Annotated in this window: 17 protein-coding genes; 12 read left to right on the forward strand and 5 right to left on the reverse strand. The window is 74.5% G+C overall.

Annotated elements, in window-relative coordinates; translation table 11 throughout:
* Positions 1-167 precede the first annotated feature (167 nt).
* Positions 168-2,057, forward strand: coding sequence for an apolipoprotein N-acyltransferase (gene lnt, locus LO772_RS26320; RefSeq protein ID WP_231774512.1), 1,890 nt, complete (start codon positions 168-170; stop codon positions 2,055-2,057).
* 12 nt (positions 2,058-2,069) lie between these two features.
* Here the strand turns inward: lnt and LO772_RS26325 are convergent, their stop codons facing one another.
* Entirely contained in the window at positions 2,070-2,714 is a 645-nt protein-coding gene (locus LO772_RS26325) for a VOC family protein (RefSeq protein ID WP_231774513.1), read from the reverse strand.
* Positions 2,715-2,979: 265 nt separating this feature from the next.
* Here LO772_RS26325 and LO772_RS26330 point away from each other — a divergent pair, with 265 nt between their 5' ends.
* The 3 genes from LO772_RS26330 (at position 2,980) to LO772_RS26340 (ending at position 6,466) form a co-directional block, all read left to right on the forward strand.
* Positions 2,980-3,363 carry a DUF485 domain-containing protein gene (locus LO772_RS26330; protein ID WP_231774514.1) on the forward strand — a complete coding sequence of 128 codons (384 nt, stop codon included), beginning with the start codon at positions 2,980-2,982 and terminating at the stop codon, positions 3,361-3,363.
* Entirely contained in the window at positions 3,360-5,048 is a 1,689-nt protein-coding gene (locus LO772_RS26335) for a solute symporter family protein (protein ID WP_231774515.1), read from the forward strand. The genes LO772_RS26330 and LO772_RS26335 overlap by 4 nt, the downstream gene beginning before the upstream one ends.
* Positions 5,049-5,422: 374 nt before the next feature.
* A complete protein-coding gene (locus LO772_RS26340) occupies positions 5,423-6,466 on the forward strand; it encodes a cytochrome c oxidase assembly protein (protein ID WP_443089472.1) in 1,044 nt (347 codons plus the stop codon).
* Positions 6,467-6,480: 14 nt separating this feature from the next.
* Here the strand turns inward: LO772_RS26340 and LO772_RS26345 are convergent, their stop codons facing one another.
* From LO772_RS26345 to LO772_RS26355, 3 genes are all read right to left on the reverse strand, one after another.
* The gene (locus LO772_RS26345; protein ID WP_231774516.1) at positions 6,481-6,906 is read right to left on the reverse strand and encodes a VOC family protein; all 426 of its coding nucleotides are present in this window, start codon (positions 6,904-6,906) and stop codon (positions 6,481-6,483) included.
* Between the two features lie 34 nt (positions 6,907-6,940).
* Positions 6,941-7,549, reverse strand: coding sequence for a DUF6461 domain-containing protein (locus LO772_RS26350; protein WP_231774517.1), 609 nt, complete (start codon positions 7,547-7,549; stop codon positions 6,941-6,943).
* Between the two features lie 254 nt (positions 7,550-7,803).
* Positions 7,804-10,950, reverse strand: a complete 3,147-nt coding sequence (locus LO772_RS26355; protein ID WP_231779839.1) for a tetratricopeptide repeat protein — start codon at positions 10,948-10,950, stop codon at positions 7,804-7,806.
* Positions 10,951-11,532: 582 nt separating this feature from the next.
* Between LO772_RS26355 and LO772_RS26360 the strand changes: the two genes are divergently transcribed.
* The 7 genes from LO772_RS26360 to LO772_RS26390 all read left to right on the forward strand — a co-directional run bounded on the left by LO772_RS26360 (position 11,533) and on the right by LO772_RS26390 (position 20,890).
* Positions 11,533-12,570, forward strand: a complete 1,038-nt coding sequence (locus LO772_RS26360; protein ID WP_231774518.1) for a C40 family peptidase — start codon at positions 11,533-11,535, stop codon at positions 12,568-12,570.
* On the forward strand, positions 12,567-13,247 hold the full coding sequence (locus LO772_RS26365; protein WP_231774519.1) for a hypothetical protein: 681 nt from the start codon (positions 12,567-12,569) through the stop codon (positions 13,245-13,247). The genes LO772_RS26360 and LO772_RS26365 overlap by 4 nt, the downstream gene beginning before the upstream one ends.
* 601 nt (positions 13,248-13,848) lie before the next feature.
* Entirely contained in the window at positions 13,849-15,612 is a 1,764-nt protein-coding gene (locus LO772_RS26370; RefSeq protein ID WP_231779840.1) for a hypothetical protein, read from the forward strand.
* Positions 15,613-15,676: 64 nt separating this feature from the next.
* Positions 15,677-17,221, forward strand: coding sequence for a hypothetical protein (locus LO772_RS26375; RefSeq protein ID WP_231774520.1), 1,545 nt, complete (start codon positions 15,677-15,679; stop codon positions 17,219-17,221).
* Between the two features lie 108 nt (positions 17,222-17,329).
* Positions 17,330-17,962 (forward strand): DedA family protein, encoded by a 633-nt coding sequence (locus LO772_RS26380; RefSeq protein ID WP_231774521.1) that lies wholly within the window; start codon positions 17,330-17,332, stop codon positions 17,960-17,962.
* Positions 17,963-18,076: 114 nt separating this feature from the next.
* Complete coding sequence (locus tag LO772_RS26385; RefSeq protein ID WP_231774522.1) at positions 18,077-20,470, forward strand: hypothetical protein; 2,394 nt, start codon at positions 18,077-18,079, stop codon at positions 20,468-20,470.
* A gap of 264 nt (positions 20,471-20,734) precedes the next feature.
* On the forward strand, positions 20,735-20,890 hold the full coding sequence (locus LO772_RS26390; protein WP_231774523.1) for a hypothetical protein: 156 nt from the start codon (positions 20,735-20,737) through the stop codon (positions 20,888-20,890).
* Between the two features lie 56 nt (positions 20,891-20,946).
* Here the strand turns inward: LO772_RS26390 and LO772_RS26395 are convergent, their stop codons facing one another.
* The gene (locus LO772_RS26395) at positions 20,947-23,463 is read right to left on the reverse strand and encodes a Tex family protein (protein ID WP_231774524.1); all 2,517 of its coding nucleotides are present in this window, start codon (positions 23,461-23,463) and stop codon (positions 20,947-20,949) included.
* A 320-nt stretch (positions 23,464-23,783) separates the two neighbouring features.
* Between LO772_RS26395 and LO772_RS26400 the strand changes: the two genes are divergently transcribed.
* Positions 23,784-26,528, forward strand: a complete 2,745-nt coding sequence (locus tag LO772_RS26400; RefSeq protein WP_231774525.1) for a fibronectin type III domain-containing protein — start codon at positions 23,784-23,786, stop codon at positions 26,526-26,528.
* Positions 26,529-26,553: the final 25 nt, after the last annotated feature.

Below are 26,553 nucleotides of genomic sequence, written 5' to 3' on the forward strand. Positions count from 1 at the left end.
GCCGGTCGGCGCGCCCCTGGGGGGGGTCGCCGGACCCCGAGCGCCGGGGCACACCGGCGGCCGGGGCCCGTGGCGGTACGACCGCGCGCGGGCGCTCCCGGCGCCGCGTGCGCGCGATGTGACCCGCACACTGGAGGCTTGTTCGATCGCTGTGATGGGATGACGCGATGAGTACCGAGGGTGTCGGCAGCACGGACGCCGCCGTGGTGAACGGCGGCGGCACAGCCGAGACAGCCGACGCCCGCGAGGCGGAGGGAGAGCCGACGACGCCGGCACGCCGGCTGCTCGACCGGCTTCCCGGGCGACGAGGCCGCCGCCCCGCGGACCGCGGCGGGTCCGGGGCGCGTGACGACCACGGTGGCCGCGGGGAGCCTGGCGAGCGCGCGGAACACGGTGGCCGCGGGGCGTCCGCGGCCGGCGGTGCGTCCGAGGAGCGCGGGGAACGTGTCGCGTCCGCGGACGGCGGTGCGTCCGGGCAGAGCGGTGCGCGCGCGGAGCGCGGTGCGGGCGGTCCCTTCGTCCCCGGGCGCTGGGGGCTGCTGCTCGCGGCGCTCGGCGGGCTGGCGCTCTTCGCGGCCTTCGAGCCCGTCGACCTGTGGCCGCTCGCCTTCGTCGGGCCCGGCATGCTCGTCGTCGCGCTGCACGGCCGCCGGGCCAACCAGGCCTTCCGCTACGGCTTCGTGTTCGCCGTCACCCTCTTCGCACCGCTCGTCCTGTGGCTGAGCAACCTCGGCTGGCTGCCCTGGGTCGCCCTCACCCTCGCCGAGTCCGCCCTCTTCGGGCTGCTCACCATGCCCGTCCCGGCGCTGCTGCGCCGCCGGGCGTGGCCGGTGTGGGTGGCCGCGTGGTGGATCGCCGTCGAGGCGATCCGCGGGCGGCAGCCGCTCGGCGGATTCCCGTGGGGGCGGCTCGCGTTCAGCCAGGCCGACTCGCCGGCCCTCGGCTGGGTCACGGTGGCGGGCGCGCCCGGCCTCAGCCTGATCGTCGTCCTCGTCCCGGTCGCCCTCGCGTGGGTCGTCCTCGCCGGCCGGGGACGCCGCCGGCCGGCGGTCGCCGGGCTCGTCGCGTCGCTCGTGCTGGTCGCGCTCGGACCGCTGCTGCTCCCCGCGCGGTCCGGAGGCGGCCAGGAGGTGACCGTCGCGGCCGTCCAGGGCAACGTGCCGCGCGCCCGGAACCTGGAGGAGCAGGCGCGCGTCCGCAACGTCACCGAGAACCACGTCAAGGCGACCCAGCAGCTCGCCGCCGACATCCGGGCCGGTCGCGTGGACCGGCCGCAGCTGGTGCTGTGGCCGGAGAACGCCACCGACGACGACCCGCGCACCGACCCCTACCTCCGGGCCCTGGTGGACCAGGCGGTCGCCGACGTCGGCGCGCCGGTCCTGGTGGGGGCGATCCTCGACGGCGGACCGGACGGCCGCCCGTACAACGCGGGCCTCATGTGGCGCCCGCCGACGGACGCGAACCCCGGCCCCGGCGAGTGGTACGCGAAGCGCCACCTCGTGCCGTTCGGCGAGTACATCCCGATGCGCGACCTGCTCGGCGGCTTCGGCGACCTCCAGCTCATCCCGCGCGACTTCGAGCCCGGCCGGGACGACCCCGTGCTGTTCCGGACCGGGCCGATCGTGCTCGCCGACACCATCTGCTACGAGGTCGGCTACGACGGCAACGTGCGCAGCACCGTCACGCCGGGCGCGAACCTGATGGTCGTGCAGACCAACAACGCGACGTACGAGCGCGGCATCAGCTTCGGGCAGAGCGAGCAGCAGCTCGACATGGCCCGCGTCCGCGCCGTCGAGCACAACCGGGCGACCGTCGTCGTGTCGACCGTCGGGATCAGCGCGGTCGTCGCCCCCGACGGCTCGATCACGGCCAGGACCGGGCTGTGGGAGCCCGGCGTGCTCGTCGAGACGGTGCCGCTGCGCGACGGCACGACGCTCGCCGACCGCGTCGGCTACCGGCCGGAACTGGTGGTGTGCCTGATCGCGGCGTACGGCGTGCTGAGCGGCGTGGCCTGGTCGCGCGTCGCGTCGCGTCTGCGGCGCCGTCCCGCCGCCTGACGGTTCGGCGGCTCAGTCGACCCGGACGACGCCGTCGTCCGTCGCGAAGTAGACCGCCTGCAACCCGGCGTCGCGGTCCCGGTCGGGAGCGGTCCAGTCGACGTCGACGTCGTCCAGCGGGTGGTTCTCGGGCTCGCCCAGCCACGTCGAGACCGTCGCGGGGTCCCCGGCGATCGCCAGGCGGCGGATGCGGATCTCCGTCCGCGCGTCCGCCGACGGATGCCGGTCCATGTCGAACCACTCGATGATGTACGGCAACTGCGGATCGTCGATCAGGTCGAGCACCCCGATCTGCCGCCACCGCAGGTCAAGCCGATCGGGCCGGACGCGGTGCCCCTCGACCGCCGGCCTGCCCAGGCGCTCCTCGACCGGCGCGATGTCGTCGACCCGCGCGACCCAGCCCAGCCACCCGCCGCCCAGCTCCGCGCGCTGCTTGACGGCCCGGCCGAACGGCGCCCGGTCGGTCGCGGGGTGGTCGAGCGGCGCGACCACCTCCAGGTAGGTGCCGCCGGCCAGCGGCAGCACGAAGTTGCGGGTGCCGAAGCGCGGGTGCACGCCGCCGTCCTGGAACGGCGCGCCGAGCATGGCGCCGAGCCGCCCGACGGTCGAGACGAACTCCTCGGGGGAGACGGCGTAGGAGACGTGGTCGAGTCGCATGCCGCCGCTACTGCCCGGGCCGCGCGGCGGCAACCGCGTGTTCGGCCGTTTCCCCCCGGCGCCGCGGCCGGTGTCGGTGCCGTGTCCGGGCCAACGCCGTGGCCGCGGATGCGTGCGAGCGGGTGAGCCGCGCCGGGCGCCGTGTTCAACGGCTCGCGCGGTCGTTGAGCCGGGTGGTTGGAAGCAGCCGCATGTCCCGCGTCCACTGATTTCGGGAGCATCGCATGACGAATCCCTCCGCCCGCACCTCCGCGGCGAGGCGCGGATGACCGCCACTTCGAGCGCCACCGAGGCCACCCGGCCCGACCCGCGGCCCGCGTCGTCGGCCGCCTCGCTGCACGACGACCCGCGTTTCCGTGAACTCCGGCACCGCTTCCGGTGGTTCGCGTTCCCCCTGACCGTGCTCGCGCTCGGCTGGTACCTGCTGTACGTGCTGCTCTGCGCGTACGCCCGCGGCTTCATGGCGCACGAACTCGCCGACCACGTCAACGTCGCCCTCGTCCTCGGCCTCGGCCAGTTCGCCGCGACGTTCCTCGGCGCGTGGCTGTACTCCCGGTACGCGGCACGCCGCCTCGACCCCCTCTCGTCGGCACTGCGCGCGGCGGCCCCGGCCGGGGCCGCGGAACCCCTCCCGGAGGCCGCCGCGTGAGCGACCACAAGACCCTGACCGTCGTGCTGTTCACCGTCTTCATCGCCGCGACGCTGGCCATCACCGTCGCCGCGGGCCGACGTACGCGCGGCGCGGCCGACTTCTACGCGGGCGGCCGGTCGTTCTCCCCGCTCCAGAACGGCATCGCGATCGGCGGCGACTACATGTCCGCCGCCTCGTTCCTCGGCATCGCGGGCATCCTCGCGCTGTCCGGCTACGACGGGTTCCTCTACTCGATCGGCTTCCTCGTCGCGTGGATCGTCGCACTGCTGCTGGTCGCCGAACCCCTGCGCAACAGCGGCCGGTTCACCATGGCCGACGCGATCTCCGAACGCCTGCGGTCGCCCCAGGTCAGGGTCGCCGCGGGCGTCTCGACCATCGTGGTGTCGGTCTTCTACCTGATCGCCCAGATGGTCGGCGCGGCATCGGTGGTCTCGCTGCTCCTCGGCGTCTCGTCCGACGCGTCGCAGATCTGGACCATCGTCGCCGTCGGCGCGCTCATGGTCTTCTACGTCACCGTCGGCGGCATGAAGGGCACCACCTGGGTGCAGATCGTCAAGGCCGTCCTGCTCATGATCGGCGCCTGCGTCATGACGGTGTGGGTGCTCGCGAAGTTCGACTTCTCGTTCGCCGGGCTGCTCGGCGCGGCGGCGGACCAGTCGGGCCGCGGCGACGGCTTCCTACAGCCGGGTCTGAAGTACGGGGCGACCGACGGCTGGTCGAAGCTCGACATGATCAGCCTCGGCATCGCGCTCGTCCTCGGCACCGCGGCCCTGCCGCACATCCTCGTGCGGTTCTACACCGTCCCCGACGCCAAGGCCGCGCGGAAATCGGTTAACTGGGCGATCGCCGTCATCGGCGCCTTCTACCTGATGACCCTCGTCATCGGATTCGGCGCGGCGGCCCTGGTCGGCAGCAAGGCGATCAAGGACGCGGACCCGTCCGGCAACACCGCCGCGACCCGGCTCGCCGAGTTCCTGGGCGGCGGGGCCGGCAGCACCGGGGGAGCGGTGATGCTCGCCTTCATCGCGGCCGTCGCGTTCGCCACGATCCTCGCGGTCGTCGCGGGCCTCACGCTCGCGTCGTCGTCGTCCTTCGCCCACGACCTGTACGCCGGTGTGCTGCGCCGGGGGCGTACCACCGACGCCGACGAGGTCAAGGTCGCCCGGATCGCGGCCGTCGTCATCGGCGGCGTCGCGATCGCCCTGTCGGTGTTCGCCCGCGAGCTGAACGTGGCCTTCCTGGTCGCCCTCGCCTTCGCGATCGCCGCGTCGGCGAACCTGCCCGCGATCGTCTTCTCGCTGTTCTGGCGCCGGTTCACCAAGACCGGCGCGATCGCGGGAGTCTTCGGCGGCCTGATCGCGGCCGTCGTGATGGTCGGCCTGTCGCCGATCGTGTGGGGCGGGGCCAGCTCCACCAAACCGGCCGTCACCCTCAGCGCCGCCCAAGCCGACGAATGCGGCGTGCCCGCCGGGAGCCGCGACGTCGGCAACCCGACGGCACTGATCTCGTGTACGGCCGTCGCCCCGATTCCGCTGGAGAACCCCGGCCTCGTCTCGATCCCGGTCGGCTTCGCGTGCGCCGCGGCGGGAACGCTGCTGACCGGGCGGCGGCGCACCCCCGAGGACGACGCCGCCTTCGACGAACTGGAGGTGCGCTCGCTGACCGGCGTCGGCGCGCACTGACCGCGGCGGGCGCACCCGTCACCCGGGCCACGGGGTGGGCCGGACCCCGCGTCCGGCCCACCGCCCGGCGACGCCCGATCCCCGAACCCGAGGAGGCCGATATCGGATCCGTTCGACCGCGCGCGCCCTATACCACTGACTCCGGCGACACCACCACCCCGCGGCCGGACCCGGTGACAACGCGCCGCGCGCGGTACGTCACAGTGGATGCCATGGCTCCGACACCTCGCACACCGGGCCCGGGCGCGTTCCGGGCCGTCGCGCTGGCAGCCCTCGGGATCGCGCTCTTCCTCGGTGCGCTGATGCTCGGCGACAACGCCCAGGACCTGCACGACGGCTCCCACGCGGGCGACACGATGAGCGGCATGGCGCACATGGCGGCCGGTCTCGGCGAGCCGAACCTGCGCCGGATGTTCGGCTGGTATCCCGAACCGCTGTTCGTCGCCGGTGCGATCGTCGCGGTCCTCGCGTACGCGGCGGGGGTGCGGAGGCTGCAACGGCGCGGCGACCGGTGGCCGATCGTCCGCACGCTCGCGTGGCTCGCCGGGGTGGCGACGGTCCTGTTCGCGACGTCGAGCGGGCTCGCGGTCTACGGCAACGCGCTGTTCAGCATGCACATGATCCAGCACATGATCCTCAGCATGCTCTCGCCGATCCTGCTGCTGCTCGGCGCCCCGATCACGCTCACCCTGCGGGCCGTGCGCCCCGCGCGCAGGCGGGCGGACGGCACCCCCGGCCGGGGCCCGCGCGAGCTGCTGCTCGCACTGCTGCACAGCCGCTTCTCCGCGATCGTGTCGTCTCCGGCGGTCACGCTGCCGTTGTTCATCGCCAGCCTGTACGTGCTCTACTTCACGCCGCTGTTCGACCTCGTCATGGGCAACATGTGGGGGCACCGCTGGATGATGGTGCACTTCCTGGTGGTCGGTCTGCTGTTCTTCTGGCCGATCATGGGCATCGACCCCGCGCCCCGCAAACACGGCTACGTCATGAAGATGCTGGAGCTGTTCGCCGGCATGCCGTTCCACGCGTTCTTCGGCGTGGCCGTCATGATGTCGTCGTCGCCGCTCGTCGACGCGTTCGAGAAACCGCCCGCGTCGTGGGGGACGGACATCCTGGCCGACCAGCAGTTGGGCGGCGGCATCGCGTGGGCGTTCGGCGAGGTGCCCACGGTGATCGTGCTGCTGGTGATCTTCTCGCAGTGGATGAACTCCGAGGAGCGCCTGGCCCGGCGCAAGGACCGTGCCGCCGACCGCGACGGCGACGCGGAACTGGACGCGTACAACGCCTACCTCAGCCGCCTCGCGCGGGGGCGGACCCCGGCGCCCGCGGCGGAGCGGGAGGAGTCCGCGGCTTCGGACACGGCGGCCGAGGACACGGCCCCGGTGTCGGAGGACAGCGCGGCGGCACCGCCCAGGTAGCGGCGGCCCCGGCGTCAGGCCTCGTCGTAGTAGCGCGCCTCGACGACGTTGCCGTCGGGGTCCTGGAAGTAGAACGTGTGCGGGGCGAAGCCCCGCGCGCCGAACGAGTGTTCCAGGGTGACGGACGTGTCGCCGCCCTCCGCCTCGACGCGGGCGCGCAGGGCCTCGAAGTCGGTGCGGTCGAGGGCGACGCAGATGTGGTTCACCCGGTGCCCGGACGCGCCCTGGGCACGGAAGCCCTCGTCCACGGCCGGCGCGTCGGCGCGCGCCATGAGGTCGATGATCGACTGCGGTGACACCCGGACGCTGGGGAACGGCGCCGTGCCGTCCCGGAACTCCCGGGCCCGCACGCCTTCGAAGCCCACGACGCGCTCGTAGAAGTCGAGTGCGCGCAGTTGGTCGCCCACCCAGAGCACGATGTGGTCCAGGGTCGCCCGCATGTCACCACGTCCTCACCGGGTCTCGGGTCTCGGCTCACGGCCGCCAAGCGCCTTCGGGGTCGTCGAACATGGTAGCCGGGTCGTGGAGGATCACGGCGCGCAGCGGCCGGCGCATCCAGTCCCGGTCGATCCGCACGCGCATCGCGCGTTCCATCAGCGCCAGGCAGGACGCCCCCGGCGCCGCGGTGTCCGGACGTACGCCGTCCGCCCAGCGCGGCAACGGGACCGTCGCCCCCGGGCGCGCGCGGGCGGCGACCGGATCGAACAGCGCGCGGACGCGGCCGTCTTCGGCGTACATGACCTGATGGTCGCCGTGCATGTCCCAGTAGGCGCTGAAGAACCGGCCGCCGCCCGCCGAGGCGCGGCGGGCGACCTCGGGGATGCTGCCGTGGTAGCCGGTGTTCTCCATGGTCACGACGTACGGGCCGGAGCGGACGATCAGCATCGGGTGGAAGGAGCCCGCCTCCGGGACGGCCAGCAGGTCGCCTATCTGACGGAACGTCATGATGCGTCGCGGAGCCCCGCCGCCACCGAACGCGGCGATCACCTCGTCCTCCGAGCGACCGGCGACGACGCTGATGGTGAGGGCGACGAGGCCGTCGACCTCGGCCCACCGGTAACGCTCGACCAAAGTGTCCGGCATGGGGGTCTCCCGCCTGTTGTGGCCGTTCTTGGTCAAGAATGCCCGCCGCATCCGACAAACGCGCAAGGTTCACCCTGCGCGAACGCGCGGGGTCACCCGATCCAGCGTTATTCGGCTGAAATCGGCTCGCCATGCCGACAATCCTGGGATCGGCCGCGTTCGGCGGCGGCCTCGCGCGGGGGCGCGCGGGGGCGCATCGCAGGAACGATTCGCTTGGCCGGAAAGGACGTTCGCGTGTCAGCCCGCCGGAGCGGTCATACCTCGCGGGTCAGGTGGCTGAGGTGGTCGTAGGCGGCGGCGAGCGCGGAATCGTCCGGACCCGGCACGCGCCGCCGCAGATCCACGATCCCCGGTGCGAGGGTGCGGGCCGCCTCGGTCTGTCCCAGCCGCAGCCACAGTGCCTGCGCGGCGTCCGCGGCGGAACGCGCCCCGGGGTCGTCCGGGTGCGCGGCCTCGGCCAACCGGTGCGCGAGGGCGGTGTACTGCCGCGCCGCGGTCGCGAACAGCCCGGCGGACGCCGTGAGATGGGCGCGCACCTCGTACGCGTTCAGGGTGTACGGGTGCACGGGCCCATGCCGCGCCTCGACGCCGCGCGTCAGCTCCTCCGCGAGGGTCAGCGCCGCGACATGGTCGGCGTCGGCGGACGCCGCCTTGATCGCCTTCAGGTACGCCCGGACCTCATCGGGCGGGAGGTCCGCGACGGCGTCGGCCTCCGGTTCCCGAGCGGGCCGATTCGCGGACGGGGCGCGGCCGTTGGCGGCGGCCAGGGACGCGGCAGGCGGCGGGACGGGAGACGCCGGGCTTCCGGCGGCCTCCGGGGCCGGGGTGGGGGCGTAGGCGGGGGGAGGCGGGGGCGCGGGGCGGGGCGCCGGGTGGGGCGCGGGCGGGACGTCCCGGGTGTCGCGGCCGAAGCCGCCCCCCGGGAGGTCCCGAGAGTCGCGGTCCAAGCCGTCTCCGGCGGGGCCGGGAGCGGGGAGCGGCGCGGTCGGGGGCGGCATGTCGGCCTCGGGCGGCCGGGGCCGGGGGAGGGGATCGAGCGGCGCGGGGGCGGCGGGCGGGGTGTGCCCGGGGGCGTCGCCGACCGCCGCCCCGACGGTTTGCCGGGCCGATTCCGGAGCCGGTTCCGGTGCCGTCTCGGGCACGGTGTCGCACGCGGTTCCCGGTGCGGCTGCGTTCGCCGCACGGTCGGCCAGGCGGGCCAACCGCCCCCTGACCACGGTCAACGCGCGCCGGCCCGGGCCGGGGACGGATTCCCGGACGGCCGCCAGCCGGTGGCCGGTCGCGATCGTCGGGGCGTCGTCGTCGCCCAGGCGGAGCCACAGCACGTGGGCGTTGTCGACCGCGGACACGGTGTCGGGGTGCTCCGGGCCGCGTGCGGCCAGGCGTACCTCGGCGATGTCGAGATACGCCGTGACGGCCTCGGCGAGACGGCCCGCCTCGGCGGTCAGGTACGCACGGATCTCGCGCACGTTCAGCGTGCTCGGGTGCTCCGGCCCCAGGTCGGCGGCGACGGCGTCGACAACGGCGTCCGCCGCGCCCAGGGCCTCCACGTGCCGCCCCGTCGCCGCGATCGCCGCGACCGCGGCCAACGCGTCGCGCAACTCCGGGGGCGGGGGCCCGGGTTCCCCGCCGGGCAGCGCGGGGCCGGCGTCCTGGGGCACGTCGACGGGCGGCCCGGTCGGGGGCGGGAACTCCACGGGGAGGCCGGGGACGGGGGGCGGCTGCGCTGCGGGCTCGGGGGCCGCGAACCCCGCGTCGGCCGGCACCGTTTCGCGCGGCGGCGCGCCGTGGCCGGCAGCGCCGGGGGCGGCGTGGCCGTGCGTGTCCGGTGCGGGCTCGCCGGGCGTCCGCCGCGGCGCACCCGCGTCGGCGAGCGGCCCGGCGGTGATCGGCGCACCGGCCGCCTCGACGCCCTCGACCTGCGGCGGCACCGGCAGGTCCGCGACGTGCGCGGCCGACGGCACGTGGCCGTGCGGGCCCCGGCCGAGCACCAGCTCGCGCAACGCGATGACGGCCGGGCCCAACTCGCGGGCGCGCTGGGCGTTGGGCAGCATCAGCCAGAGCGCGTGCGCGGCGTCCGCGGCGGCCCGGGTTGCCGGGTGGCCCGGCCCGTGGATGCGCGCGCTGCGCCGCGCGGTCTCGGCGTACAGCGACACCGCCTCGTCGGTGTTCCCGGCCCGCGCGGTCAGCCACGCCAGGGTCTCCAGCGCGTCCAGGGTCTCGGGGTGTTCCGGTCCGAGCCCGGGGAGCGCCGCCATGTCGTGGGTGATCTTGCGCGCGAGGTGGAGGGCGTTGTCGAAGTCGCCCGCGGCGACCGCCTCGCGCAGCTCGGCCACCCGGTCCTGGTACGCGAACGCGTCCTGGTCGGCCGGGGGTTCGCCGGGCGCACCGGCAAGTCCCCGCGGAACACCGGGGAGTTCGCCCGGGGGACGCGCCTGCGCGGGGGCGGGTTCCGGCGCCGGGGGTGTCCGCGGCGCCGCGTGGGCGGCGGGTTCCAGCGCCGTCGCCTCGGCGTACCCGCCCGGGTCGGCGCCGTGGGCGGGTATGCCGAAGGGCATCGACGCGGGCGGCGGCACGATGGGCGCGGGCACCGCCGTCGGCGGCGCGGCGCGGTGCCCCGGCGGACGGGGCCCGCCGTACGGCGCCGGGGGGTTCGGCGGCGCCGCCGGGTTGCCCAAGCGCAGCGCACCGTCGGGCGACGGCACGATCTGCACGTTCCCGTCGGGAAGTTGCGCACTCGCGGCGATCGCGGCGTGCACGGCCGCCGGATCGATCGGGCCCGGGTGGTCGGGGAATCCGCGCCGTACGGCGGCGGTCAGCGCCCGAGTGAAGGAGTGGGCCCGCTCGTCGTGGGCCGGCTGCCGGGTCAACACCGCCCACAGCGGGAGCTGTTCGGCGAATCCGTCGGGCGCCGCCGCGAGCCGGGCGCGCAGGTGGTCGGATGCCGTCAGGTCGGCGACGACCAGGGTGCGCCGGGGATCGCGCAGCCGCAGCGTCTCGACCAGCCAGGCCCACGGGAGTCCGTCATAGCGGACACTGCTCGGCGACGACGCGCGCAGCGTGACGTGGAGTTCGCCGCGGCGGTCGGGCATCAGATGGCCCGTGACGCACACCAGGACCGGGCCCGGGGTGGCCGACGCGCGTTCGAGATAGCCGCGGACCGTCTGGGGCCCCGAACCGGTGGGGAGTTGCACGACGTCGGCGGGCGCGTCGGGGACCAGGATCCGCGGCGGCAGACCGCCCCAACCGCCGAGCGCGGCCTCGGAGTCCTCCAACGCGCGGTTCCGGCGCCGGTTCTGGGTCACCCCCGCGACCAACAGGACGAATCCTCGGAGTACTTCCCCCGTCTCGTGTGGCTGGTTCGCCGGGTACGCCCCGTACCCCGTGTATTCCGCAGACATGCCCACCCCCGCGCGATGACGCGATTCCGGCCAGCAGCGGGAACCTACCGCACGTCCCGATGCACCCGGTATGCCCGGACCAACGACCGGCCGAACGGTCTGGTTCCAACCGTACGGTAACGCCTTCGAGTTGGCCGGATAGAAGGGACAATGCCCTAGTCGCTCCCGCATATGCGCGACTTCGGCCGAGTCGGGGCTCGGCTGGACACACAGGGGTGGCGACGGGGCAGGATGGCGGAACCGGATATCGGCGGGAGCATATCGGTGGACCGGACCGCCCTGTCCGGACCGCCGGGGGATCGGGGGCGCCATGCGGCAGACGACGACGGCCGTCGGACAGCCGGGTACCAGGGCTGATTCGGCATGCCCACAGAGCGTGAGCGCGCGCGCATGCGAAGGTAGGCACGTGCGCGGGAGATTTCAAGGTCGCGATCACGCGGATGGTCGCCGAGACGGGTGCCGGGGCGGGCTCTCCCGCCGAGTCGGCACGGTGCCGCGCCGCGCGTCCGCCCGCTGCGGGCACGGGACTTCGCGGACGGTACGCGGGGCGCGCGGGCGCGCGCCGGACTGCGCGGGTGCGGCGTGAAACCCGGCAGGGCGATCACGGGCTTCCTGGTCCTGCCGTTCCTCCTCCTGCTGGCGGGGCTGCTGGTCATCGCGGCGCTCGCGGGCGGGCTGCCGGCGGGACCGGGGATCACCCCGGCGGGGAACGGCGTCTTCGTCTCGGGGAACGTCCCACCCCAATACCGCGAGATCATCAGCCGCGTCGGCAACCAGTGCCCCGAACTGTCGCCGACGCTGCTCGCCGCCCAGATGGAGCAGGAGTCCGGCTGGCAGTCCAGCGTGGAGAGCCACGCCAGCGCCAAGGGCGTCGCCCAGTTCATCGACGCCACGTGGGCGTCCTTCGGCACGGACGGCGACGGCGACGGCCGTGCGGACGTCACCAACGGCGTCGACGCGATCGCCTCGGCCGCGCGGTACGACTGCTACGTGGCCGGGCTCGTCCGCCCCTACGTCGAGGCCGGGCAAGTGCGCGGCAACGTGCAGGACTTGATGCTGGCGGCGTACAACGCCGGGCCCGACGCGGTGATCAAGTACAGCGGGGTGCCGCCGTACGAGGAGACCAAGAACTACATCCGCAGCATCCGTACGCTGATGGACAAGTACCAGGTCATCACGCCCGCGGTCGCGGCCGGCACGCCGTTCGGCGCCGCGGTGGTGACGTTCGCGATGGAGCAGCGCGGCCTGCCGTACTCGTGGGGCGGCGGCACCGTCGACGGGCCGTCGACGGGCTTCGGGCCCAAGGGCCAGGTCGTCGGCTTCGACTGCTCGGGGCTGGTGTTGTACGCGGTCTACCAGGCGTCCGGCGGCAAGGTGACGCTGCCCCGCGTGTCGCAGCGCCAGGTGACGGTCGGTCAGGCGGTGCCGCGCGACCTGGCGCAGATGCGGCCCGGCGACGTCATCGGCTTCGACCCCAAGAGCAGCGGCGATTTCAGTCATATCGGCATCTACATCGGCGACGGGCAGATGGTGCACGCGCCCAAGCCGGGTGACGTGGTCAAGGTCTCGCCGCTGTCGGAATACGCCGGCGTGACCTGGTCGGTCCGGAGGTACGGATGAGCGGTGGCGGTCCGCAGATGCGCGCCCAAGGGCTGCGCGGCACCGCGGCGTTGGTCGGATTCGTCGCGCTGATCGTGATCGCGGCGATGTTCGGCGGGTGCGGCCTGATCGGCTCGCCGGCCGAGTCCTCCAACGCCGCGCGCGACACGCCGGACACAGCGTCCCCGGCGACGACGTTCTCCGAGCCCGCCACCCTGCCGCCCGCGCAACCGCTGCCGCGCGGCACCGCGACACCGACGCTGCCGCTGCCCCGCCCGGCGGACGTGCCGCAGGGCGACGCGGCCAAGGTGTCATCCGCGGCGCTGACGGTGATGTACACGTACGACACGACGACCGACACGACGACCCAGGACGCGGTCCTGCGCGCGGAACCGTGGATGACACCGGAGTACGCGGCGACCCAGCGCGAACACCTCAGCGTCGCCGCCCCGGGGCTGGAGTGGGCGACGTGGCGGGAGCACCGGGCGTACACCGCGCCGACGCTGGAACCGGTCACCGAGGAAGCACCGTCCGATACGGCGACCGCTGCCTACCGGCAGTGGCTCGTGACCTACAAACCGGTGGGCCGCGACGGTTGGCAGGGCGCGCCCGTCACCGTGGTCGCCTACGTGACACTTGAGCGGGCGACCGCGTCGGACCCGTGGCGGCTCTCGGATGTCCGGGTGAACTCCTCGTGAGGCCGCGCGGAGCCGGGGCGGGAACGGGCGGATGAACGGCCGGCGAGACGGGGGAGGGGACGGCGGCATGGCCGGCGAGGCACAGGGCCGCACCGAAGGCGAACCAACGGCGGCCGAAACCCCCGCCACAGCGCCTCCACACACAGGCGCGTGGTCCCAAGGCGCACCGACCGGGGAACTACCCACCCCTGTTTGGTTGTTGGCGGACGCGGACGACGAAGCCCGACCGGGGGCGGACGACGAGCCCGCCGGTGTGGCGCGCGCCTCCGCGCCGGATGGTGACGCGGGCGTGCCCCGCGTCGGGGAGGCCGGCGCGCGGCCCGTCGGTGCGGCGATGCCGGATCCGGGCGGCGCACGGCGTCGTGCGGGGGAGCCAACCGGTCGGGAAGACAACGCGGTTCCGCGCGCAAGGGACGCACACGGGGGCTCGCCAGGCGGCAGCGCGGGGGAGGCGTCGGACGGGCGTGGCGCGCGTCCCGAGGCGCCGGCCGGGGAGGCCGCCCCACCCCGGTCCACCGCGCCCGGTCCGGCTCCGTCCGCGTCGCCTTTCGTGCCCGCGCCGCCGTTGCGGCGGACACCGTGGGCCGGGTCCGCCGTGCCGGTGCCGCCGCCGTGGGCGGACGATGCCGTTCCGGCGGGCTCCGGTGCGGAGGAGGAGAGCGGAGGAGGTCCGGGCGCCCCGGGGTATCCGGAGGACGCGGCGTCGTGGGACGAACCGGCGTCCGCCGTCGGGATGTTCGCGGTGCCGATGCCCGATGCGCCGGCCGCCGACGACCTGCCGGAGCCGACGGGGGAGCCGTGGCGGCAGTTCGCGCCGCCTCCCCCCAAGTCGGGACGGGCTGTCGCGCCGCCGCCGACCGCGGCATCGCCCACTCCACCGGATCCGCCCGGCGCGCCGGAGGTCCCCGCGGCGCCTCCATCCCCGCCGCGGGCCGCCGCAACCGTCGCCGGTCCCCGCCCGGCCGACCCCGACAGCGAACCGGACCCCTTCCCGGCCGCCGCGTACGCGACCCGGAGCGAGCCGCGGCTCTCCGTCACCGCGTGGCGGACCGTCGAGGACGGCGACCCCGCCGGCCACGAGCCCGCGTCCGGTGGGCGGTTCGACGGCCGCCGGCGCGATGACGGTGTTGCGGACGGGGAGTCGCGGCGCCCGCCCCTGTTCCGCCGGCTCGTCGCCGCGACGGTGGTCTTCGCCCTGTTCGTGGTGGCGTTCGTCGTCATCGCGTTGGTGAACCAAGGCGGCGACGACAAGACACCCGCGCCCCCGCCGACGTCGCCCGGCGGCGCGGCCTCCGCCGGCCCGGCGGTGTTCCCCGCCGCGGCGCCCGAAGGGTGGTCGCGTACCGCCGCCTGGACGATGCGCGTCGACGCGCCCACCGCCGGCGCCGCGTCGATCGCGGCGACCACCGACGCGGTGGCCGTCCTCACCCCGGACCGCGAGATCGCCCTCCTCGATCCCGCCACCGGCCGCGTGCGGCGGACGTTCGCCCTGCCGCCGGAGGAGTACCGCGGCGTCAAGGTCACCGACGTGGACGGCACGGCGTCGGTCCTCGCCCACGTCGGCGACCACCTCGTCTACGCCCCCGCCGACGGCTCGGCCGCGCCGACCACCCTCGACCTGCCGGACGCGGCGGCCGTGATCCACGGCGGCGACTCGCCGCTCGTCACCACCGCGTCGGCCGCCCTCGTCATCCGCGACGGCCGCCTCGCCGAGGTCGGGCTCCCGCCCGGCACCACGGCGATGGGCGCGGACGGCGCCGACGTGATCGCCGTGAACCCGGCCGGTACGTGGTGGAACGTCCGGCCCGGAGAGGCCGCCGCCGAGGTGACGCCCGTACCGCCGCGCGCCGGCGCGGTCGTCGTCCGGATGGCCGCGGCCGGCCACCACCGCGTCGCGGTGCTGTGGAGCGGTCCGAACGACGCGACCGTCACCGCCGTCCTGCACGACGCGGCGACCGGGCAGCCGCAGATCACCGCCGACGCGCCGCGCGCCGAAATGCGGGAGACCGCGTGGGTATGGGGAGCCGACGGACATGTCGCGGCCCTCGGCGCACTCGTGTTCGACATCGATGCTCGGAAAGCTCATGTTCGTTCGGGGTTCGGTCCGGTGATTGGTTGGGGCAACCTCCTGTACGGACGCAACACCGACAACCCGCAGACCGCTCTGGCCATCGACGCGACCGACCCGACCCGACCCGCGACCCCGCTCGGCCCCGGCGTCCCCCTCCCGTGGGGCGGCCCCACCGGCGACCTCATCCTGGTCCTGGACACCAGGCCGTCGACCGCACCGACCCTGTACGCACTGAACCGCGAAGGAAGTTCGCCACCGACCGAACCGTCGTCACCGTCCACCGCACCGGCATAGTCGGACCTGTGCCGGGGCACTGCCCGCCACGACCACGAAGCACCACACCCACGCAGGAGTTCGCATGACCGAAAGTCCGGACGCCCGATTCCTTCGGGCCGTTGTGCCGCACGGGCGCACGGCGGCGAAGGCGGTGGCGCGTCGGGGTGCGTCGGTCCGGGCCTTGCTGGTGCTGCTGGGCGCGGTCGCGGCACTCGTGTTCGCTTGCGGACAGGCGCTCGCGGCTCCCGCGCACGCCCACCAGGCGGGCGGCGCGGTCACGGACTCGGCGGTCCGCGTACGGGCACCGGCGGCACCGGCGCCGAGCCCGCCGTCGACGGGGGATCCGACACCGGGTGCCACACCCACGCCCGGGGAACCGACGACACCGGCGCCCGGCGCCGGCGGAAACCCCGAGTGCGATTCGCTGCCTCCCGGCATGAAGGAAAGATGTGTCGCAGGAAACGGCACGGGCGCTCTGAATTTCGCCGCCGACCCCCTCGGCGCCATCGCCCAAGCCACCGCCGAGGCGGCCGTCTGGTTCATCACCAAGCTCGCCGTCGCCATCAACGCCACCACCAGCGTCGACTTCACCAACCCCGGCTTCATCAAGCAGTACGCGGTCGTCTTCGCGGCGTCCGCGTTCCTGACGCTCATCGTGTGGATGGTGGCGGTCACCAAGCGGGCCGTGCGGGGAGTGCCGCTCGGTACCGCGCTCGGTGAGGCGGTCGGTTATCTGTGGCTGGCGGTGATGGCGTCGGCGTTCACGCCGGCCGTGCTGCACCTGTCGGTGTCGGTGGTGGACTCCATCACGGCGGCCATCGCCAGTGGTACGAAGCAGGACACGGACAAGTTCCTCGACGGGTTCTCGCAGGGCCTCGATCCGCAGAGCCTGGGCGGCGGCCCGGTGACGCTGATCTTCGTGTCGATGTTCGCGATCCTCGCCGCGATGATCCTGTGGATCGAACTCCTCGTCCGAGCCGCGCTGTTGTACGTCGGGGCCATCCTCGGCACGGTGGTCTACGCCGGCATCGTCAACCGCGACCTGTGGGGGCATGTGCGCCGTTGGGCGGGCATGATGATCGCGATACTCCTCGCGAAGCCGATCATCGTCATCGTCCTCGGTCTCGCGATGGCGGCGTCGAGCGGCGCGGAGGGCGACGACAAGCTCGCGGGGGTGCTGACCGGTCTGGCGATCATGTTCCTCGCGATCTTCGCGTCCGTCATGGTGTACCGGTTCGTGCCCGCCCTCGGCGACGATGTGGCGTCGCTCCGCGCGGGGCGTATGGAGATGGCGGCGAGCACCAAGTCCGCGCTGACCGGAGGCACCGCGTCGTACGTCAAGGCGGGTATGGGTGTGCACGCCGGGCGGGCGACCACCGGCGGTACGGCGACCGCGACCGCGTCGACCGGGACGCCGTCGTCGGGGTCGGGGTCGCCCGCGAGTGGTGTCGCGTCCGGTGTCTCGGCGCACGGACGCGACGCGCCGTCCGGCGGCGGTGGTCCGGCGCTGCAGTCGCCGCGGTGGTTGGAGGGCAACGCGGGTCCCCCGGCGTCCTCGGCGCCGACGATTCCGCACACCGCCGATCCGCCCGCGCCGCGGACGCCCACGACGCGTCGCCCGGACTGAGCACCGCGGGAGCGCCCAGGAGCTGCCGCGGTGCCCGAATGCCTCAATGCGCCCGATCAGGGGTAGCAGTGCGGGACCGTCCGACGGCGCGCATGGGAGGCAGCCCTCGTGGAGTCCTGGTTCGACCCGCTGTTGAGGTTCGCGGATTCCGCGTGGTCCTATCTCCTCGTCAGCGTCGCGGCGTTCCTCGATGTGCTGATTCCGATCGTGCCGAGCGAGACGGCGCTCATCACGTGCGGCGTGTTCGCCACGGTGGGCGGGACGCCGAACGTGTTCCTGCTGATCGCCCTGGGTGCCCTCGGCGCGTTCGCGGGCGACAACACCGCCTACGCGATCGGGCGGTGGGCGGAGCCGTTCGCGACGCGGCGGCTGCTGTCGGGGGACCGCGGCAGGAAGGCGCGTGCGCAGGCGGAGCGGTGGCTGGGCGATTGGGGCGGCGCGTTCATCATCATCGGGCGCTTCATCCCGGGCGGCCGGACGGCGGTCGCGGTGACGTCGGGGCTGATCCGGTATCCCTGGCCCAAGTTCCGCGGTTTCACCGCGATCGGTGCCCTCACCTGGGCGACGTACTCGACGATGCTCGGCTACTGGGGTGGTGCCGCGTTCAAGGACGATCCGCTCAAGGGCGTGATCGCGGGTCTGGTCGCCGCCGCGGTCGTCACCGTGCTGGTCGAGGTCGTACGGCGGGTCCTGTCGGCGCGCCGCAGGCGGAAGCGCGTGCGGGCGCGCCAGGAGTCGTGACGGCACACGTGGTGCCGATACCGGTCGGTGCCGGGTGTCGTGACGCTGTGTCAAGATCGGGGACCGCCTCACTCCCCGCGGTGCCACACCCCTGACCCATCCCGAGGATGCCCCGTGCTCGAACTCGCCACCGCCCTGCGCCTCGCCGGGCCCGACGTGGCCGCCGCCCTCGTCGGCCGGTTCCGCACCGAACTGATACCGACCCTCGCCGAGTTCGCGAACCTGCCCGCCGAGACGGTGGAGAAGGTGCTGGCCGCCGGCGGGTTCGACGTCGCCGCCTGCCTCGCGGAGTGGCCGGACGGCACGCACCTCGAGGACTTGTTGCTGCGGGCCGTTCGCCTGGGCGACCCCGCGGCCTCGGCGGACATCCACGCGCGGCGCGGACAGTTCTCCGTCCCCGGACTCGCCGCCGCGGTGTCGGCGCATGTCGCGGACCCGTCGGCCGAGGGCTGGTACGCCCGCCACGGCCTCGTCGACCAACTGCGTGCGGAGTTCCGGGACGACCCGGCCGCCGCCGCGAGGTCGCGGTTCGCGGCTCTCGTCTACACCGCCGCCGTGGACTCGTGTGCGGTGGCGCCGTTCGCGGTCGCGGTCGACCTGTGCGTCGCGGTGGCCGACCGCGGCACCGCCGATGACCTGCGCGCCCTGGCCAAGGAGGATCTGGGGCACCCGGAGCTGGCCGCGATGCTGACGCGGGCCGCCGACGCGCCGTCGCCGTCCGCTCATCTCGCGGATCTGCGGCCCCCCGAGGAGTGGGTCGACCCGGAGGCGGTGCGGGCGTTCATGGGCGTGCGCACCGCCCGCGGGCGCCGTCCCGAGGGCGCTCCGACGCCGCCGCTCGACTGGGAGCTGATACGCCGCGAGCACGAGCGGGCGCCGCTCGGCGAGGACGGCCTGGCCTGGCTGACCGCGTGGGACGACTGCCCGGAGGACCTGGTCCGCGACGCGCTGCGCGGCCACCCGGCGTCCGTCGTGCGGACCGCCGCGCGGATTACCGAGGCCATCGTGCTCGCACCCGAACTGGAGGACCGGCCGGGCGAGTTCGCGCGCGCGATGGTGCGCGGGCTCACCGAGGGCACGCTCGCCGCGGACCGCGTGTTCGCCGAGGGCAGGTCGGCCGCCCGCACGCTGGCCGCGCTGCCCGACACCCCCGCGGTCGAGGCCGCGCTGCGGGACCTGTTCGCGCCGCTCGGCGACGACCCGCACCGGTGGCTCACGCTGTACGCGCGCCTGCCGCGCTGCACGGGGCCGGCGCGCGAACTCGTCGCCGAGGTCGTGGCGAATGCCAAGCCGGTCGAGAGATGGCCGCGCCCGCTCGACGCGGTGTTCCCGGCGACCGCGCCGGAGAACACCCGCGCGCTGTTCCTGCGCCTGGTCGCCGCCATGCCGGACGCGGTGGGGATCGCGCTCGCGCCGTACCTCGACGCCCGCGCGGTCCAGCACCTGCTGGTCTTCCACACGGTCGCGGACGCGGTGCGCGACGCTGTGGTGGCCGCGCACGGTGTCCCCGCCCTGGTCGCCTACGCCGCGCACTACGGGCTGGCCGACGCCGAGGTGCGGTGGCTGCTGGACCACGACGAACCGGCCGTCAACGCCTTGTTGTTCGCGCACGCGCGGCTCGACGACGCGGAACGCGTGCGCATCCTGTCCGGTGTCCGCCGCGACGGCGGCCACGAGCGGGTCGGCCGCGAGGTCCTCGACGTCCTCGACGGCATCCACCCCGGGCGGCACCGGGCCCGGCTCACCGCGGGCATCGCGGGCGGCGATCCGGGGGTCGCCGAGGTCATCGTGAGGCGCCTGCGGATCACGACGGACAGCGGGCGGCTGCGGCTCCTCGCCGCGGTGTGGGGTGCGTACGGCCCCGACGCTGTGCGGCCGTTGCTCGACCCGCGGCGGCTCACCGCGGCGATCGTCACGACCGTGACCGGGCTGCTGGACGCCCCCGACGGCCTGGAACGCCTCCGGGCCGCGTCCGCCGCCGCGGACGAACCCCGGCGCGTGGTCGCGTACCTGGAGAGGAAGACGGCCGACGCGGAGTCGCGGCTGCGCCGCGCGCGGCAGGAGGGCATGCCGCTGCCGTGGCCCGAGTTGACGGCGGCGGCGCGGGACGCGCGGCTGCCGGCCGACATGATCATGGCGTTGTTCCACGAGCCCGGGTGCCCGCGGGAGTTCGGGCTCGCGGCGCTGGAGGCGCACGTCGCCCTCGACGGGCTCGTGGTGCGCCACACCGTCGAGTGGCGCCATGTCCTGCTGGACGAGGGCGTCCTGACGCCGGAGGACATGCTGCGGCACGTCACGCGGCCGTCGCGGTTCCTGCCGATGCTGGTCCGGGGGCCGCGTGGGCGCCGGACCGACGAGGTCGCGGAACCGTGCGGGGAGGCACGGGCGTTGACGGCCGGGCTGCTGGGCGACGACACCGACGCGTGGGCCGTCGCGATCCGGATGTTCGCCGATTTCGCCGGGACCCTGCCGGAGTTGCTGGCCACGGCGCGCGCCGCGGTGGCGTGAGACGCACGGCCGCCGGGACGGCTACGCCGCGGCGCTCGTCGGGCCGCGGGGGCGCACACGGCGACGGCCGAGTTGGGCCGCCGGGCCGCGAAACCTTGTGAACTTCTCGGTTCGGTCTTGATTCGGTCCGCGTTCCATCCCGATGTCGCCGCCGACCGCCACCTCGGGACTCCCGGGCGGGTTGAGCGTGTTGCCTCCCCCTCTTCGATCGTCCGGATCGGGTGAGGGTGGGGTACACCGTTCGACGCACACGGAGGTGCCCGCGTGAGTACCTGGGGCTGGAAGTGCCAGCATCCGTCCTGCTCGGCCAACCGGGGACGAGATCGTCAGCGGTACCGCACGGCACACGCGGCGGCGGTCGCCGCGCGCGCCCACACCTCGGCGACCGGACACGCCACCACGGTGGTGGAGTTCCGGTGAACGCCGCCGGCGGGACGGGCCCGGCCCGTCCCGCCGCGCGGCGTGCGGGTGCCGTCTCAGCGCCGCCCTCGGGCCGGGCCGCCGTCGCCTTCGACGAGACCGGCGCGCCGCAGCGCGTCCGCGAGGGCGCCGTTGCCGATCGGGGCGTTGCCGCGGTTGCCGCCGCGGTCCCCCCGGCCGCCGCCCTGCCGGGACTGGTTGCCCTGGCCGCCTTGGCCGCTCTGGCCGCCCTGGCCCTGGCGTCCGCCGCGCTGCCCGGCGTCGCGCCGACCGCCGCCCTGGCCGCCGGAACCGCCCTGCCTGCCCTGCCCGCCGTCGCGCGGGCCGCGGCGCTCGTTCTGCGGCCGGCGCGGACCGGGAGCCGTGCGTCCGCCCCCGGCGTTCGCCTCGTCCTCCAGGCGCATCGTCAGGGAGATGCGCTTGCGGGGGATGTCGACGTCCAGGACCTTGACGCGCACGATGTCGCCCGGTTTGGCGACCTCGCGGGGGTCCTTGACGAAGTGGTCCGACATCGCCGACACGTGCACCAGGCCGTCCTGGTGCACGCCGACGTCGACGAACGCACCGAACGCGGCGACGTTGGTGACCACGCCCTCCAAAAGCATGCCCGGTTGGAGGTCGGTCAGGTGCTCGACGCCCTCCTTGAACGCCGCGGTCTTGAACGCCGGCCGGGGGTCGCGTCCGGGCTTCTCCAACTCGGTGAAGATGTCGGTCACGGTCGGCAGGCCGAACTGCTCGTCCACGAAGTCCTTCGGGCTCAGCGAGCGCAGCACCGCGTCCTTGCCGAACACCGCGGCGACGTCGCCGCCGACGGCCGCCACGATGCGGCGCACGACCGGGTACGCCTCGGGGTGCACGCTGGAGGAGTCGAGCGGGTCGTCTCCGCCGGGGATGCGCAGGAAGCCCGCGCACTGCTCGAACGCCTTCGGCCCGAGCCGGGACACGTCCTTGAGTGCCTTGCGGTTCCTGAACGGGCCGTTGGCGTCGCGGTGCAGCACGATGTTCTCGGCGAGCCCGCCGCCGATGCCCGAGACGCGGGTCAGCAGCGGCACCGACGCGGTGTTGACGTCGACGCCGACGGCGTTCACGCAGTCCTCGACGACGGCGTCCAGCGAGCGGGACAACTGCACTTCGGACAGGTCGTGCTGGTACTGCCCGACCCCGATCGACTTCGGGTCGATCTTGACCAGTTCGGCGAGCGGGTCCTGGAGCCGCCGCGCGATCGACACCGCGCCGCGCAACGACACGTCGAGGTCGGGGAGTTCCTGGGCCGCGTACGCGGACGCCGAGTACACCGACGCCCCTGCCTCGGAGACCACGACCTTGGTGAGTGCCAGCTCGGGGTGGCGTTTGATCAGATCGCCGGCCAGTTTGTCGGTCTCGCGGGACGCCGTGCCGTTGCCGATGGCGACGAGCTGGACGCCGTGGGCCTTGGCCAGCCGGGCGAGGGTGTCGATCGACTCGTCCCACCGGCGGCGCGGCTCGTGCGGGTAGATGGTGTCGGTCGCCACCACCTTGCCGGTCGCGTCGGCGACCGCGACCTTGACGCCCGTGCGCAGCCCCGGGTCCAGGCCCATGGTCGTGCGCGCGCCGGCGGGGGCCGCGAGCAGCAGGTCGCGTAGGTTGGCGGCGAACACCCGCACCGCCTCGTCCTCCGCCGCCTGGCGCAGGCGTCCGCGCAGGTCGATGCCGAGGTGGACGAGGAAGCGCGTGCGCCAGGCCCACCGCACGGTGTCGGCCAGCCACGTGTCCGCCGGGCGCCCGCGGTCCGTGATGCCGAAGCGGTGCGCGATGGCGCGCTCGTAGTCCGTCGGGCCGGGGGCGGCGTCGGCCGGCTCCTCCGCGTCGGGCTCCAGGGAGAGCGAGAGGACGTCCTCCTTCTCGCCGCGGAACATCGCCAGGATCCGGTGCGACGGCAGCCGCGTGAACGGCTCGGCGAAGTCGAAGTAGTCGGAGAACTTCGCCCCGGACTCCTCGCGACCTTCGCGCACCTTGGCCACCAGGCGCCCGCGCGACCACATGCGTTCGCGCAGGTCGCCCACGAGGTCGGCGTCCTCGGAGAACCGCTCGACCAGGATCGACCGGGCGCCGTCGAGGGCGGCGGCGGGGTCCGCGACGCCCTTGTCCGCGTCGACGAAGTCCGCCGCCGCGGCCTGGGGTTCGTGCCCGGGGTCGGCCAACAGCAGGTCGGCGAGGGGTTCCAGGCCGGCTTCGCGGGCGATCTGCGCCTTGGTGCGCCGTTTGGGCTTGTAGGGCAGGTAGATGTCCTCCAGCCGCGCCTTGGAGTCGGCGGCCATGATCTGCTCGCGCAGCGCGTCGTCGAGTTTGCCCTGCGCCTCGACGGACTCCAGGATCGCCGTACGGCGCTCCTCCAGTTCCCGCAGGTAGCGCAGGCGCTCTTCGAGGGTGCGCAGTTGCGTGTCGTCGAGGGTTCCGGTCACCTCCTTGCGGTACCGCGCGATGAACGGCACGGTCGCCCCGCCGTCGAGCAGTTCGACGGCGGCCTGCACCTGTCCTTCGCGTACGCCGATCTCCTCGGCGATCCTCTTGTTGACAGAGGGTGTGGACGTCACCACGGACCTGAACCACCTTCACACTGGGGTACCCGGGCATTCTGCCGATGTTGGGCCCGAATGTCGCACCGGTGGCGCCGCAGCGTGTCCGCGGACGACTCATCGGAGGGAGCGCGCGCCGCGCAATCCTTTTCGCGAACCGCAGGTCGCGCGAAGTGGACATGAAATCATGATATTTCGTTCATCACGGACAAATTCATCCGTACGGTTGGGAATTCGGTGACGCCCGGGTGAACACCGGACGGCACATCGTGGAAACCTCCGCGACCGATTTCCCCGAATCCTCGTGCTCCGTCTACGTCTCGGTAACGTTCGAAACCATGGACGCACAGGGACCCGGGCTCCGGCCGCACCACCTGGGCGACGGGGGAGACGCGAGTTCGTCGGGTGCCTCCGAGCCCGGCTCCGCGCGCCGCGGCCGACGGTGGTGGGGCCGGTCGAAGAGCGGTGGCGGCGAAGGCGCTTCGGGTGACGCGGGGACCCCGGTGCCCGCCGGTTCGCCGGCCGCGCCGGCGGGCGTCGCGACGCCCGGGAAGGCGAGCGCGTCGACCGGCTCCGCGAACACGCCGGACCGGTCCGGGGGTTGGCTGCGCCGCCGCCGCGACCGGGTCACCGCCGGGGTCGCGCTGGCGCTCGTCGGCGGTCTCGTCGCCGCGTCCGTGGTCGTGGGAGTGGGGGCCGCCGACGCGATCCCGAGGCTCGGCGATCTGGGGACCTGGCTGTCGAACTCGGGGAACGGCACGGTCTCGCACGTCAACGGCCCGACCGGTCGCACCGACGGACGCGTCGCCGTGCCCGGGACCCAGGGGCACCCGGTACAGGTCGCCGAGGACGGTTCGTCGGTGCTCGTCGTCGACCAGGAGACCGGCGTGGTCTCGCGCGTCGATCCGGCGGAGCTGTCGGTCCCGTACCGCTACGACTACGGGGCCCCGGGGCTGCGTCTGGCCACCGGCGGGGGCGCCGCGTGGCTGGTCGACGAGGCGCAGGGCACGGTGCGCCCGATCAACCCCGCCGATCTCACGCCCTTGGCGCCCGCCGTCGACCTGGGGGACAAGCCCCTCGGCCGCGCGCAGGCCGACTCGCGCGCCACGCTGTGGGTCCCCCTGCCGGGCAAGGGGCAGGTCGTCCCGGTGCGCGGTGCCGTGCCCGGGGCGCCCGTCCGCGTCGCGGAGCCCGGCGGGCCGCTGCGGCTCACGCTGGCCGGCGACCGCCCGGTCGTGACCGACCCGAGGGCCAAGACGGTCACGGTCGTCGAGGCGGGCGGCCCGACGCTGACCGTGCGCCTGCCCGACGAACTCGGGAACGCCGACCCCGCACGGGTGTTGACGCCCGAGACCACCCCCGGAGCGCTCGTCCCGGTCCTCGCCGGCGACACCGGGACGCTGGTCCTCGCCGACCTCGACCGGGGCTCGGTGACCGCGGTGCCGCTCGGCATCGGGGGAGCCGCCGGGTCGTTCGCGCCGCCGCAGGTGCTCGGCTCGCGCGTCTACATCCCCGACCGCGCGCACGGCTTCCTGCTGGTCTACGACACCGCGAAGGCGCAGTTCGAGCCGCAGATCAAGGTCACCGGGCAGCCCGGTCCGCTGGAGTCCTTCGTGCGTGACGGAATGCTGTGGGTCAACGACCGGAACAGCTCCGCCGCCGCGGTCGTCGACGCGTCCGGTGTCGCGCACCCGGTCGGCAAGTACGCCGACGACACCCCGGAAGGCACGGACGGGGAGGAGTCCGGCGCGCCGCCGCAGGTGCCGGGGGACCCGGCGCCGCCCGCGCGCGACCAGGCCGACGCGGCGCGCACCGACCCGGGAGCCGACGGGAGTTCGGTGGGCGGCAGCGGAGGGTCCGGGAACGACGCGGACAGCGCGAAGGCCCCGGGGACGCCGTCGCGGCCCGCGGCCCCGGTCGCGCCTCCCGCGCCCGAGCGGACGGGCCCCGCGCTCCCGAGTGGTCCGCCGGCCCCGCGGCCCCCGGGGCCGGGCGAGCCGACGGCCGAGGACGGGCCCGGGGTACCGACGGGAGCACCCGTCCCGGCACCCCCGGCACCTCCGGCAGCGTCGTCGACCGCGCCCGACGAGCCCGCGCCGACGACCGCCGCACCGACCACGGCGGCGCCGACCACGCCCACGCCACCCCCGGCGACTCGGCCGCCCACGACGTCCCCGCCGGCGACAAGCGAACCGCCGCCCGCGACGACCCCGCCGGCCGAGACGCCGCCTCCCGCGCCCGTCACCCCGCCGGGACGGCCCGAGGCGACGTCCGGACCCGGGCGGATCGTCCTCACCTTCGCGCCCTCGGCCGGTGCGCGCCCGACCGGCTACTCCGTCGCCGGCCTGGCCGCCGGGCAGACCGCGAGCCCGACGACCGCGGACGCCGACGGACCCTTCGAGTTCACCGTCAGCGGCGGCTCGTGCGACACCGAGTACGGGTTCAAGATCGTCGCGCACTACGCGGACGGCCGTACGGCGACCTCGCCCGGCTCGACCCCCGTCCGCCCGTGCACCGCGCCCGGTTCGGTCGGGAAGGTGCGGGCGACGCCCTCCGAGGGCGGCCACGGCGGCAGGATCACCTGGGACGCGGCACCGGGGAACGGCTCGGCGAAGGTCTGGTACTCCGTCGAGGTCGACGGCGCGTCCCAGCGCGTCGACGCGCTCTCGCACACCCTCACCGGGCTGGAGAACGGCAAGAAGTACCAGGTGACGGTGACCGCGGTCAGCGACGCCGGACGCGGCACGGCGGGCCGCGCCACGCTCGACCTGACGCCGCCCGCCAAGACGCTCAAGGTCGGCCCCAACATCCCCAACGGCGTCCCCGTCGGGGTCCGCAACGAGCCGACCACGAAGACCGGCGGCCGGGCCGGGGAGATCCCGCCCGGATACACCGGGAACATCACCGTGCACTGCCAGGTGACCGGTGAACGGGTGACCCGCGAGGGCGAGAGCACCGCGAGCGCCATTTGGGACCGGGTGACCTGGGAGGGCAAGCAGGGGTGGGTCAGCGACCTGTACATCCGCACGACCAACGCCGACGCGGGCACCTACTCGCCGGGACAGCTGTGGCAGTGCACATGACGCCGGGCACGCCCACCGCCCGTCC

Origin of the sequence: Yinghuangia sp. ASG 101, from assembly GCF_021165735.1 — a bacterium.
Taxonomy (GTDB): domain Bacteria; phylum Actinomycetota; class Actinomycetes; order Streptomycetales; family Streptomycetaceae; genus Yinghuangia.

Bases quoted from the DNA above. Each gene is read 5' to 3' on its own strand.
- LO772_RS26365 (WP_231774519.1), top strand. From the start codon at position 12,567: ATGAGCGGTGGCGGTCCGCAGATGCGCGCCCAAGGGCTGCGCGGCACC.
- lnt (WP_231774512.1), top strand. From the start codon at position 168: ATGAGTACCGAGGGTGTCGGCAGCACGGACGCCGCCGTGGTGAACGGC.
- LO772_RS26325 (WP_231774513.1), bottom strand. From the start codon at position 2,714: ATGCGACTCGACCACGTCTCCTACGCCGTCTCCCCCGAGGAGTTCGTC.
- LO772_RS26330 (WP_231774514.1), top strand. From the start codon at position 2,980: ATGACCGCCACTTCGAGCGCCACCGAGGCCACCCGGCCCGACCCGCGG.
- LO772_RS26400 (WP_231774525.1), top strand. From the start codon at position 23,784: ATGGACGCACAGGGACCCGGGCTCCGGCCGCACCACCTGGGCGACGGG.
- LO772_RS26345 (WP_231774516.1), bottom strand. From the start codon at position 6,906: ATGCGGGCGACCCTGGACCACATCGTGCTCTGGGTGGGCGACCAACTG.
- LO772_RS26340 (WP_443089472.1), top strand. From the start codon at position 5,423: ATGGCGGCCGGTCTCGGCGAGCCGAACCTGCGCCGGATGTTCGGCTGG.
- LO772_RS26350 (WP_231774517.1), bottom strand. From the start codon at position 7,549: ATGCCGGACACTTTGGTCGAGCGTTACCGGTGGGCCGAGGTCGACGGC.
- LO772_RS26375 (WP_231774520.1), top strand. From the start codon at position 15,677: ATGACCGAAAGTCCGGACGCCCGATTCCTTCGGGCCGTTGTGCCGCAC.
- LO772_RS26355 (WP_231779839.1), bottom strand. From the start codon at position 10,950: ATGTCTGCGGAATACACGGGGTACGGGGCGTACCCGGCGAACCAGCCA.